Source organism: Sinomonas sp. (genome assembly GCF_051955515.1).
GTDB lineage: Bacteria > Actinomycetota > Actinomycetes > Actinomycetales > Micrococcaceae > Sinomonas.
Genome location: NZ_JBQCGQ010000104.1, coordinates 1 through 11,238, shown reverse-complemented (window position 1 = coordinate 11,238; position 11,238 = coordinate 1). Strand labels below are relative to the sequence as shown.

Annotated in this window: 10 protein-coding genes; 1 reads left to right on the top strand and 9 read right to left on the bottom strand. The window is 69.3% G+C overall.

Annotated features, from left to right (window positions below):
- Positions 1–512: 512 nt before the first annotated feature.
- Together ACTHL9_RS05655 and ACTHL9_RS05650 are read right to left on the bottom strand one after the other, a co-directional pair.
- Positions 513–1,526: a sugar phosphate isomerase/epimerase family protein gene (locus tag ACTHL9_RS05655; protein WP_440517871.1), complete on the bottom strand. Its 1,014-nt coding sequence runs from the start codon at positions 1,524–1,526 to the stop codon at positions 513–515.
- A complete protein-coding gene (locus tag ACTHL9_RS05650; protein WP_440517870.1) occupies positions 1,523–2,710 on the bottom strand; it encodes a Gfo/Idh/MocA family protein in 1,188 nt (395 codons plus the stop codon). Before ACTHL9_RS05650 ends, ACTHL9_RS05655 begins: the two co-directional genes overlap by 4 nt.
- Before the next feature lie 123 nt (positions 2,711–2,833).
- On the opposite strand from ACTHL9_RS05650, the gene ACTHL9_RS05645 reads away from it, so the two are divergent.
- Complete coding sequence (locus ACTHL9_RS05645; protein ID WP_440517869.1) at positions 2,834–3,844, top strand: LacI family DNA-binding transcriptional regulator; 1,011 nt, start codon at positions 2,834–2,836, stop codon at positions 3,842–3,844.
- Positions 3,845–3,949: 105 nt separating this feature from the next.
- Here ACTHL9_RS05645 and ACTHL9_RS05640 read toward each other — a convergent pair whose 3' ends face one another.
- The 7 genes from ACTHL9_RS05640 to ACTHL9_RS05610 all read right to left on the bottom strand — a co-directional run.
- Positions 3,950–5,038 (bottom strand): glycerate kinase, encoded by a 1,089-nt coding sequence (locus ACTHL9_RS05640; protein ID WP_440517868.1) that lies wholly within the window; start codon positions 5,036–5,038, stop codon positions 3,950–3,952.
- An 11-nt stretch (positions 5,039–5,049) separates the two neighbouring features.
- Positions 5,050–6,420 (bottom strand): C4-dicarboxylate transporter DctA, encoded by a 1,371-nt coding sequence (gene dctA / locus ACTHL9_RS05635; protein WP_440517867.1) that lies wholly within the window; start codon positions 6,418–6,420, stop codon positions 5,050–5,052.
- A 10-nt stretch (positions 6,421–6,430) separates the two neighbouring features.
- Positions 6,431–7,531 carry a tartrate dehydrogenase gene (locus ACTHL9_RS05630; RefSeq protein WP_440517866.1) on the bottom strand — a complete coding sequence of 367 codons (1,101 nt, stop codon included), beginning with the start codon at positions 7,529–7,531 and terminating at the stop codon, positions 6,431–6,433.
- Between the two features lie 122 nt (positions 7,532–7,653).
- Positions 7,654–8,544, bottom strand: a complete 891-nt coding sequence (locus tag ACTHL9_RS05625) for a LysR family transcriptional regulator (RefSeq protein ID WP_440517865.1) — start codon at positions 8,542–8,544, stop codon at positions 7,654–7,656.
- A gap of 117 nt (positions 8,545–8,661) precedes the next feature.
- A complete protein-coding gene (locus tag ACTHL9_RS05620) occupies positions 8,662–9,687 on the bottom strand; it encodes a Gfo/Idh/MocA family protein (protein WP_440517864.1) in 1,026 nt (341 codons plus the stop codon).
- Positions 9,684–10,688 carry a Gfo/Idh/MocA family oxidoreductase gene (locus ACTHL9_RS05615; protein ID WP_440517863.1) on the bottom strand — a complete coding sequence of 335 codons (1,005 nt, stop codon included), beginning with the start codon at positions 10,686–10,688 and terminating at the stop codon, positions 9,684–9,686. The genes ACTHL9_RS05620 and ACTHL9_RS05615 overlap by 4 nt, the downstream gene beginning before the upstream one ends.
- Positions 10,685–11,238: ATP-binding cassette domain-containing protein (locus ACTHL9_RS05610; protein WP_440517862.1), on the bottom strand; the 554-nt coding region annotated here is incomplete at its 5' end. The genes ACTHL9_RS05610 and ACTHL9_RS05615, both read right to left, overlap by 4 nt.

Sequence of the window (11,238 nt, the reverse complement as noted above, 5' to 3'; positions counted from 1 at the left end):
ACGAACAGCACGAAGGCGCCGCCGACGGCGAGATAGGGATCGACGTCGTTGACGAGGAAGTCGGACGTGGCCTCGCCGAGCGCCGTCGTGAGCAGCTTGACGACCCAGAAGAGGAGGGTCACCTCGGGAACCCTCCGGAGTGCTACCGCATCGCTGATCCTCATGTGCTGCCTTTCAAGCGCCCGACATCCGCCGCCCGAACCGTAGCGCAGCAGCATGGGAGCCACCTTGACGCCGGGTGGGTCTTCGATGGGTCAGCGGAAGCGGTCGATTCCCGCCGGTTTCCCCAGCATCCGCAGTCGATTCCCGCCGGTTTCCCCAGCTTCCGCAGTCGATCCCGCCGGTTTCCCCAGCTTCAGGCTCCAGAGCGCCGGGGCGACGCGGCAAACTGGTGCGGTCAACGCCGCCATCAGCTCGGAAGCTGGGGAGATCGGCGCCGAGGACGGCCAGAAGCCGGGGAGACCGGCGCCGAGGACGGCCAGAAGCCGGGGAGATCGGCGGCGGTGCCCGCGTCACGCCTCGGCGAGCACCCCGATCGACTGAGCTGCCTCGAGCAGGACCTTCGAGGCGACCTCGAGGCCCTCGATGCGACCCAAGGAGACGTCCTCGTGCTCGATGTTGACCAGCATGTCCGGGTCCACCTCGTGCAAGGCCTTCAGGAACTCGGCCCAGTACGCCACATCATGGCCACGGCCGAGGGCCACGAAGTCCCAGGCCGAGTCCTTAGGCCACTCGTTGGCCCACTCGTCCCCGCCGAGGTTAGTGCGGTTCTCCTGGGGTGCGAGCCTGCGGAAGCGATTGTCGAGGACGCCGTAGAGCCGCGCGTTCTCGGCGTTGATGCGGACGTCCTTCGCGGCCGCGTGGAAGACGAGCGGGCCGAGCTCGCGGACGACCGCGACGGGATCCATCTGCTGCCAGAACAGGTGGGACGCGTCCAGTTCGACGCCGACGTTGGTCGCACCCGTGAGCTCGATCAGCTTGTAGACGTCCGCGGTGTTGAACACGAGGTTCTGCGGGTGCAGCTCGAGCGCGACCTTCACGCCGTGGTCCGCGGCCAGGCGGTCGGTCTCGCGCCAGAACTCTGCGGCGATGCCCCACTGGTAGTCCAGAACGTCGAGCGCGGCCGAGTTCCACGCGTTCACGATCCAGTTCGTCACGGTGGCCCCGGGCTCGCCGCCGGGCAGGCCGGACATGGTGACGACGCGGTTCTGGCCCAGGCGCTCGGCAAGGCGGATGGAGCGACGGACATCCTCGGCGTGCTTCTCGCCGATCTCGGGCTTGGGGTGCAGCGGGTTGCCGTTGCAGTTCAGGCCCGCGATGGTCACACCCGTGCCTTCGAAGAGGCCGAGGTAGTCGTCCCGGGCGGCGTCGCTGTCGAGGATCTGGTCCATGGTCGGCACGTGGACGGCCGGGAGGAATCCGCCGGTGTTGATCTCGATCCCGGTCAGACCGAGGCCCGCGATGACGTCGAGGGCCTCGGGAAGGGACCGGTCGTGCAGGATCGCGTTGTAGACGCCGAGCTTCACAGCGAGACCTTCTTTCCGCTGTCCTGCGCCGACTCTGTCACGGCGGCAAGGACCTCCATGTTGCGCACGCCGTCGTCGAACGTCGCACAGCGCGGGAGCGACTCGGACTCTGGCACTCCTGCAACCTCCTCGAGGAACGCGCGGGCCTGATATGCGAAGGCTTCGTTCTGCCCGAAGCCCACGCTCGGCGCGTCCATGGGAAGCCCGCCGGCGAGGTACGGGTGCTCGGGCCCGAGGATGACCTGCCGGTAGCCGTTCTGGGCGGACGGGCCGTCGGAGAGGAACAGCCCGATCTCCGCGGGACGGCGCTGGTCGAACAGCGCGGCCCCGTTTTCGCAGAACACCTCGAACATGAGCGAGTTCGCGTGGCCCGCTGCCACCCGGGAGACGGCCAGCGACCCGATGCACTGGTCGAACTCCGCGGAGAAGGAGGCAACGTCGTCGTTCTCCACGGCCTCAAAAGTGTCGCTCACGGCGGCATGGTCGTGACCCATGACGGCCCCCAGCGGAAGCGGTCGCTTGGCGATCGCCGTCGCGAGCTGGCCACCGGAGACGGACTGAATGTCCCCGCAGAGGAACTCGCCGATGTAGGTCAAGTGGCTCCCGACGTCGGCCAGCGCGCCCGAGCCCGGGCCGCCCTTGTAGCGCCAGCTCATCGGCGCGCTCGGGCTGCAGCCGTAGTCGGTCCAGTACCGTCCGGAGAAGTGCAGGGGCCGGCCGAGGGTACCGTCCTGGATCAGCTGCCGGATCGCGGCGATGCCCGGGGTGCGGCGGAAGGTGAAGCCGATGCGGCCCAGAGTGCCGCGCGCCTCCGCGGCGCGGGCGGCCTCGGCCATCGCACGGGCGTCGGCAAGGGTGTCCGAGAGCGGCTTCTCGCACAGGACGTGCTTGCCAGCGGCGAGGAGGCCCTCGACGACCTCGCGGTGCAGCGAGTTCGCGATCACGACGCTCACGACGTCGATGTCGTCCGCCTCCGCGATCGCCTGCCACGACGCATCGTGGCGCTCGTACCCGAAACGCCGAGCAGCGGCCTGGCCGAACTCGGCGTTGACGTCGCCGATCGAGACGAGGCGGATCTCGGGGAGCGTGGGGCGGTAGAAGGTGCTCGCGGCTCGGTAGGCGGCGGCGTGGGCTTTGCCCGCCATGCCGGCGCCGATGACCGCGACGCCGAGGGACTCAGGCATGGGTCTCTCCTTTGAGGGAAGTCTTCTGGGATTTTGGAGCGCTCCACAAATGAGCATAAGAATCAGACTTTGTCCTGTCAATAGACGCCAGACGCCGCTGCGCTTGAGTGCCATGATGGTCCCGTGACCACTGGGGACAACCGCGCGCGCCCGACCATCTACGACGTCGCGCGCCACGCGGGCGTCTCCAAGTCGCTGGTCTCACTCGTCCTCCGAGGAGAGCCTCACGTCAGCGAGCCACGACGCCGAGCCGTCCAGGATGCCATCGACGCGCTCGGCTACCGCCCGAGCCGTGCAGCGAGCGCGCTCGCGAGCCAGCGCACCAGGTCCGTCGGCGTGCTCATCGACGACTTCCACAATCCCTGGTTCGTGGAGCTCCTCGCCGGCCTCCGGTCGGTCCTCGATCCCGCGGGCTACACCGTGACCGTCGCCGACCTCCAACTCGAGGCCGCGTCCGGCCGCAATCCCGTGGACGGCTTCCTCGCCCAGCACGCCGACGCGCTCGTCCTCGCTGCCGAACCGGCTCCGGAGCTCGTCCGGGACATTCCGATCCCGGTGGTCGTGGCGGGTGTCCGCGAGCTGGGCCCGTCAGCGCTCCCCCGCGCCGACGTCGTCGCGGGGGACGACGAACACGGCGGCGAGCTCGCCACCCGGCATCTGCTTGACCTCGGCCACCACGCGATCGCCCACATCTCCGGGCGGAGCGGTCCCGCGGCTCATCGGCGGCGCGGCTATGAGCGGGTGATGCGGGAGGCTGGACTCGAGGCCGTCGTCGTCGGGTCAACCCTCGAGACAACTGAGGCCGAGGGCTACGCCGCGGCTCAGGAACTCCTTGCGAGCGCCCCCTCGGTCACCGCGATCGTCGCATCCAACGACCTCATGGCCGTCGGCGCGTTCGCTGCCCTCCGCGAGCGGGGGCTGTCAGCGCCAGCCGATGTCGCCGTCGTCGGCTATGACAACTCCCCGCTCGCGGGCTACCGCTACCTCGCGCTCACGAGCGTCGACCCGCATAGCCGCGAGATCGGGGCCGAGGCCGCCCGCACCCTGCTGGCGCGCCTCGAGAACCCGGAGGCTCCGCCGCGGCGGGCCCTCATCGACCCGACCCTCGTGGTCCGCGGATCGACTGCTGAGTAGCTTCCGACGCTTGCTCCTGCCCGCTTCTTACCGACCGACACGGCTGAACAGCGGGACACGCCGCGCTTCGGACTGATTGGGAAGTATCAACTGGACAGGAGCACGCTATGCGCGCCGAAAGGCGATGTCGCACCCGATCTGAGCCAGCAACTCAGCCGAGAGCTCCGGATCGGCCGAGGTGTCCTGACCGGAAAGGCGGCTGAGGCTCCAGATCCCCTCGATCCCGTACTCCGGGAGCGCGTCCTCCCCCAAGGCGTTATGGCCGACGACGGCGAGCACCGGAACGCTTCCCGCTCGCCGGGCCACGGCGAGCGGGAGCTTCCCCGCGAGGGTCTGCTCGTCCAGTTTGCCTTCACCCGTGATGACGAGGTCTGCCATAGACGCAGCCTCGTCGAAGCCGAGGAGGTCGAGGAAGAAGTCCGCGCCGGAGACCAGCCGGGCGCCGAGGAGCATTGCCGCGAACCCAAGCCCACCGGCACTCCCCGCCCCAGAGGCGGAGGCAGAGAGCGATGCCGGAAGGCCGGCTTCGTCGAGCCTGCGCACAAGATGCGCCAGACCCGCGTCGAGGGCGGCGACGTCGTCCGGCGTCGCGCCCTTCTGCGGTCCGTAGACGGTCGCCGCGCCAGCCGGCCCCACGAGGGGGTTCCGGACATCGCTCGCGGCCACCAACTCGACTCCCCCGAACGAGGCCAGGCCGGTCAAATCCACCCGCTCGATGTCCGCCAGCGTCCCGCCGCACGGCACCAACCTCCGACCCCGGTCGTCAAGGAACACTGCGCCCAGCGCGCTCAGCAGGCCCGCACCGCCGTCCGTCGTCGCGCTCCCACCGAGGGCGAGGACAATCCTCCTCGGGCGCAGGCTCCTGGCCGCGAGCAGTGCCTCCCCGAAGCCAGCGCTCGTGCTAGCCAGCGGCGCGAGCTCCCCGAGAAGCTGCAGTCCGCACGTCGTCGCGACCTCGACGACGGCCGTATCCCCATCGAACGCCACCAGAGTTCGGGCGGGCTGACCCACAGGACCGACGACGTCGACGGCGATTGGCCGGTATCCGGCGTCGACCGCTGCCTGAGCGCTGCCGTCGCCGCCGTCCGCGAGCGGGAGGGCCCGCCAGGCGAGCCCTCCCTCCCCGAGCCCGCGGCCAATCGAGCGGGCCACCTCGGCTGCGCTCAACGAGCCCTTGAACTTGTCCGGGGCCACCAGCACGAGGGTCACTGGGCGCCCGCCGGAACACCGAGCGCCGGTTCCGACACGTCCTCCGGGTCGGCCGGGACTGGCCGGACGGGCCCGACTTCCTCCCCGCGGAAGACGCGGCGAGCCCGGTCGACGTCGAGCGAGCGGTCCCACCAGGCGATGAACAGGGTCGCCACGGCGTTGCCACAGAAGTTGACGAGGGCGCGGCACTCGGACATGAACTTGTCGATCCCGAAGATGAGCATGATGCCGGCCGCCGGAATAGTGCCGAGCGTGCTGAGGGTCGCCGCGAGGGCAATGAACCCACCGCCCGCCACGCCTGCCGCGCCCTTCGAGGTCAGGAGCATCACCGCGAGCAGGCCGAGCTGCTGCCCGATCGACAGGTGGGTGTTCGTGGCCTGCGCCAGATACACGGCGGCCAGCGAGAGGTAGATCGCCGCCCCGTCGAGGTTGAAGCTGTAGCCGGTCGGGACCACAAGTCCCACCGTCTCCTTCTTCACGCCGGCGTGCTCGAGCTTGCTCATGAGGCCGGGCAGCGCCGGCTCGGCGGTCGACGTGCCGATGATGAGAAGCAGCTCCTCCTTGAAGTGGCGCAGCATCGTGAAGATGTTCAGCCGCAGGAACGCCATGACGCTGCCCAGGACCACGACGACGAAGACGATGGACGTCGCGTAGAACAGGAGGATGAGGCCGCCGAGGCTCGTCAGGCTCGAGACGCCGTACTTCCCGACCGCGAACGCCATCGCTCCGAACGCCCCGATCGGCGCGGCCTTCATGACGACGTTGAGGACCTTGAACACGATCTTGGTGAGGCGGTCGACGGCGTCGAGCACCGGCGCCGAGACCCTGCCGAGGGCGTTGACGGCGATCCCCGCGAGGACGGCCATGAAGATGATCTGGAGGATGTCGCCCTGGACGAAGGGCCCGACCACGCTGGTCGGGACGATATTGACCAGGAAGTCCCACCAGTTCTCGCTCTTGCCCTGGCTGATGTACTGGGCCGCCGTTCCCGTGGCCTGGATCCTGCTGGCATCGACATTGAGGCCGTCGCCGAGCCGGAACACGTTGATCGCCACGAGACCGGCGACGAGCGCGAGGATCGTGCCGATCTGGAAATAGGTCAGGGCCTTCAGGCCCGTGATGCCGACCCTCTTCAGATCTGCGACGCTCGCAATGCCGCCAACGATCGTGAGGAACACGATCGGACCGATGAGCATCTTCATCGCGTTCACGAAGGTGATGCCGATCGGCTGCATCGCTTCCCCGGCCTTGGGCGCGAGCCATCCGAGCAGGATGCCCACGACGATCGCGAGCAGCACCCAGAAGTACAGCTGCCGGTACCACGGCCGGCGGGTCGGGCGGACCCCGTTGTCCACAGAATGTCCCATGATTCCTTCCTCAGACCGCCGCGAGCGAAACGCTCAGCGAGGAGACAATCGCCTCGGTGACCTCCGCCGTCGTCGCCCTTCCCCCAACGTCGCGGGTGAGGTGGCCCGAGCCTGTCGCCGACTCGATCGCGGCCTCGACGCGGCGGGCCTCCTCGGGCAGGCCGAAGTGGTCCAGCATCAAAGCGGCGCTGGCGATGGCGCCGATCGGGTTGCTGATGCCCTGGCCCGCGATATCGGGGGCAGACCCGTGCACGGGCTCGAACATGCTCGGGAAGCGGCGCTCGGGGTTCAGGTTCGCGCTGGCCGCCAGGCCAAGGCTGCCGGCGAGGGCGGAACCGAGGTCGGAGAGGATGTCCGCATTGAGGTTGGAGGCGACGACGACGGAGAGATCCTCGGGCTTGAGTACGAACTTGGCGCTCATGGCGTCCACGAGCACACTCTCGGTCTGCACGTCCGGGTAGTCCAGGGCCACGCGACGGAAGACCTCGTCCCACAGGACCATGCCGTACTGCTGCGCATTGGACTTCGTCACGCTCGAGACCTTCTTCACCGTCCGGGTGCGCGCCAGATCGAACGCGAAGCGCATGATGCGCTCGCAGCCCTTCTCGGTGAAGAGCGCGGTCTGGAGGGCTACCTCGTTTCCGGGGCCGCGTCCGCTCAGGTTACGGCCGCCGAGGCCGGCGTACTCGCCTTCGCTGTTCTCGCGGACCACGATCCAGTCGAGTTCCGCCGAATCGGCCTTGCGGAGGGGCGACTCGACGCCGGGGAGGAACTTGACCGGCCGGATATTCGCCCACTGGTCGAAGTTCTGGGTGATGTTCAGGCGCAGCCCCCACAGGCTCACGTGGTCGGGGACGTTCTCCCAGCCCACAGCGCCGAAGTAGATCGCGTCGAAGTCCTTGAGCGCGTCGAGGCCCTCGGCGGGCATCATCTCGCCGTGCTTGGCGTAGTAGTCCGAGCCCCAGGGGAACTCGGTCCACTCGAAGGCGAACGTGCCGCCGGATTGCGCTGCCAGAGCGTCGAGCACCTGGCGTCCCGCGGCGACGACTTCCTTGCCGACGCCGTCGCCGGGGATGGAGGCGATGGCGAAAATTCGGGTTGTCTCACTCACTGCATGTCTCCTGTTCGAGGCTGTTGCCCCCGTCACAGCGGGGTTCATGCCTTCCATGAGACCAGCGGAGGAATGATCGCGTCCAAGACTAGTTTTGGATACGCGAAATAGGTATCCCCTATCTATTGGCTCCGCACGTGGTCCGACGCAACCTCGAGGAAGGCGCGCGCCGAGGGGGTGAGGTCTTCGGGGCGGCTCACGACGGCGACATGCAGCGCCGCTTCCGGCTCAATTCGCGCAACCCGAAGCCCCGAATGCTCGGCGAGAGCGGTCCACGACGACGGCAGGATCGCGTGCCCGACGCCCGCGAGGACGAGAGGGAGGATCGAGGTCCGGTGGGCGACTTCGACGGCGATCTCGACGGCGACGCCGCTCGCCAGGATGTCGTCGACAACTCTGCGCATGAGGGAGCCACGTTGCGAGACGATGACCCGCTGGCCGGCGAGCGCCGAGCGGCGCACGCTGCCGCCGTCGCCCAGAGCGGCGGTTTGCGGGTTCGTGATGAGCACGAGCGGCTGCCGCTCGAGCTGCATCACGTCGACTCCTGCGGCGCGGACCAGACGCTCGGAGCCCAGCACGCCGATCTCGCAGCTGCCGCTGCGGACGGACTCGATGACATCGTCCGGCGTGAAGGCTGCCTCGACGTTGATGGTGACCGCAGGATGGCTCCGCGAGAACGCAGCGATCATGGACGTGAGCGGCTCGACTGCGGGCGAGGGCATGGCTGAAATGTCGAGCCGGCCGCTGCGGACGCCCTTGAGCTCATCCACTGCCGCGCGGGCCGCGTCGAGATCACGGACCACCAGCCGCGCAGGTCCCACGAGTTCGCGGCCGGCCTCGCTCAGCACTGCCTTCCGACCCGCGCGATGGAACAGCGGCAGGCCGAGATCCTGCTCGAGAGCCTTGATGGTCTGCGAGAGCGAGGGCTGCGCGATGAGCAGGTGCTCGGCGGCCCGATTGAATCCGCCGTGATCGACCACCGCGAGGAAGTACCTCAGCTGCCTGACATCCATGGCCCCAAGCCTACGGAGACGCCTGCTCCTGTCCGCTTCTTCCCGGCCAACACGGAGGATCGGTGCGACACGCCGGGCTTCGGACCGACCGGGAAGTATCAACCGGACAGGAGCGCGCTAGTCACCCGGAAACACGATCCCCGTCTGGCGCCGCAGCTCGTCCGCGACCCTCAGGGCCAGGATGCTCGACGCGAGCGGCCGCTCGTCCGTCTCGAGCCGTCCGTCAGCGATCGCACGCGCCACGGCGGCTGCCTGGAAATGCAACCCGTCCACATGCGATCCCGGCGCCCCCTCCCAGCGGTGCGTCTCGCCGTCGGCCGTCCGCACGGTGAGGCCGCCGGGGGAGTTGAACGGGCCGTCGAGCGTGAGCGCGGCCGCGGTCCCGACGACGGTGAGGAGCGCGGGCGTGAAGCCGCGCATCGTCGTCGTCAGGGCGGCCTGCGCGCCGCTGGGGAAGCCGAGCAGCGCCGAGAGCTGGCCATTCACACCGTTCCCCAGCGCGGTGCCGAGGCCAAGGACCCGGTCGGGCTCCCCGAGGAGGTCGGTCGCGAGCGCGAGCAGGTAGATCCCGAGGTCGAGGAGCGGGCCGCCGGCGAGGGCGGGGTCGTACGCGCGATGGCCCGGCGGGAGGTGCTCGCCGTAGTCGCCGACGACGGCGGTCAGCTCCCCGAGGCGACCGGACCGCACGAGCTGGCGGACGACGTCGTACGACGGAAGGAAGGCGGTCCACAGCGCCTCGCCGGCGAAGACGCCGCGGGCTTTGGCGGCCTCGGCGACGCGCTCGGCCTCAGAGGCATTGATGCCGAAAGGCTTCTCGACGAGCACGTGCTTGCCGGCCTCGATTGCCGCGAGCGCGACGTCGAGATGGGCTGTGTGCGGGGTGGCGACGTAGACGACGTCGACCTCGGGCTCCGCCGCCAGCTCGCCATAGGAGCCATGGGCACGGAGGCCGCGCGAGGAGGCGAACGCCTCGGCACGGGAGGGCGAGCGCGAGCCTACCGCCGTCACCCGCTGCGACCCGTGCCTCGCGAGGGAGTCGGCGAACCGCTCGGCGATCCACCCGGGGCCCGCGATCCCCCAGCCGAGGCTCGGCGCCGCATTCGGGTCCGGCACGCGGGATTCGGGGAACTCGAATTCGCTCACCAGTGCACCACCGGCACGAACACGCCGCCGGCGTCAATCGACGCCGCAAGAGCTGCGCCGATCTCTGAAGCGCGGAGCCCGTCGCGCGCGGTCGCGAGCGGCGAGGGCTTGCCGGTGCGCAGCGAATCAATCCACGCCTGAAGCTCGATCCGGTAGGCGTCCGCGAAGCGTGGGCGCCAGTCCGCGGGGTACTCGGTGAACCACCGGCGCTCGAGGTTCAGCTCGAGCAGCGGCGCCTCGGTGAAGCTCGCGGTGCCCCGCTCCCCTACGACCTCGCAGCGCGTCGAGTAGCCGTACTCGGCATTGAGGAACAGTTCAAGGGTCACGAGGGTGCCATCGGCCATGCGCAGGAGCATGAACGCGGGGTCTTGGAGGCCGGCCGGCGCCATGGAGCTCGACTTGCGGCCCGAGACCCACGCGACCTCCGTGACGTCGGTCCCGAGCAGCCAGGGCATCGAATCGAGCTCGTGGATCGCGGAGTTCGTGATCGCCGAGACATTGGTGGCGTCGGGGGCGGAGCGGATGTTCCGGCTGACGCAATGCACCGCGAGGACCTCTCCCAGCTCCCTCGCCTCGATCCGCCGTTTGAGCTGCATGTGGGCCGGGTCGAAACGCCGCATGAAGCCGAGCGAAACGAGGCTGCAGCCCAGCTCCGCAGCCACCCCTTCCTCCGCCTCGACCACCTCGCGCCCCTCCTCGACCGACGGCGCGAGCGGCTTCTCGCACAGCACCGGCTTGCGCGCAGCAAGGCACGCGAGGAGGAGTTCGGCGTGCGTCGAGTCGTGCGAGGCGATGACGACGGCGTCCACCTCCTCGTCCTCGATCAGCGCCTTCGGATCGGTGGTGCTCCGCGCGCCGGCGACCTCGGCCGCCTGTGCCGCGCGGCCGGCGTCGAGATCCGCGACCAGCGAGACCGACGCGCCGCTCACCACCCCCGCGAGGTGCCTGACGTGGTCGGCGCCCATGATCCCCGCGCCGATGACGCCCACTCGGACCGTCATGCGCGCGGAGCCTCCGCCTCGAGGGACTCCGCCTTCGGGGCCTCCGCCTCGACAGCGGCAGCCTCGGCCTTGGCCACCTCAAGGGCCTCGCGGTGCCCGCCCAGCTGCTCGAGCTCGTGCGCGAGCTCGGCGAGCTCCGCGCCTCCGGCCATCTGGGCGGTGAGCTCCTCGAGGGTGATGTCCTTCTTGTCGTAGTAGCCGATCGCCCGGCCCCGTTTGAGAAGCAGGAAGCGGTCGCCCACCGGGTACGCGTGGTGCGGGTTGTGGGTGATGAAGATGACCCCGAGGCCGCGGTCGCGGGCCTGGAGGATGTACCGCAGCACCACGCCCGACTGCTTGACGCCGAGCGCCGCGGTGGGCTCGTCGAGGATGAGGACCTTCGCGCCGAAGTACACCGCGCGGGCGATCGCGACGCACTGGCGCTCGCCGCCGGAGAGCTGGCCGATTGGCTGCTCGACATCGCGCAGGTCGATGCCCATGTCAGCTAGTTCCTTCTTGGTGATCTCCTTCATCTTGGCCACGTCCATCCGCCGCAACGGCCCGCGGCCAA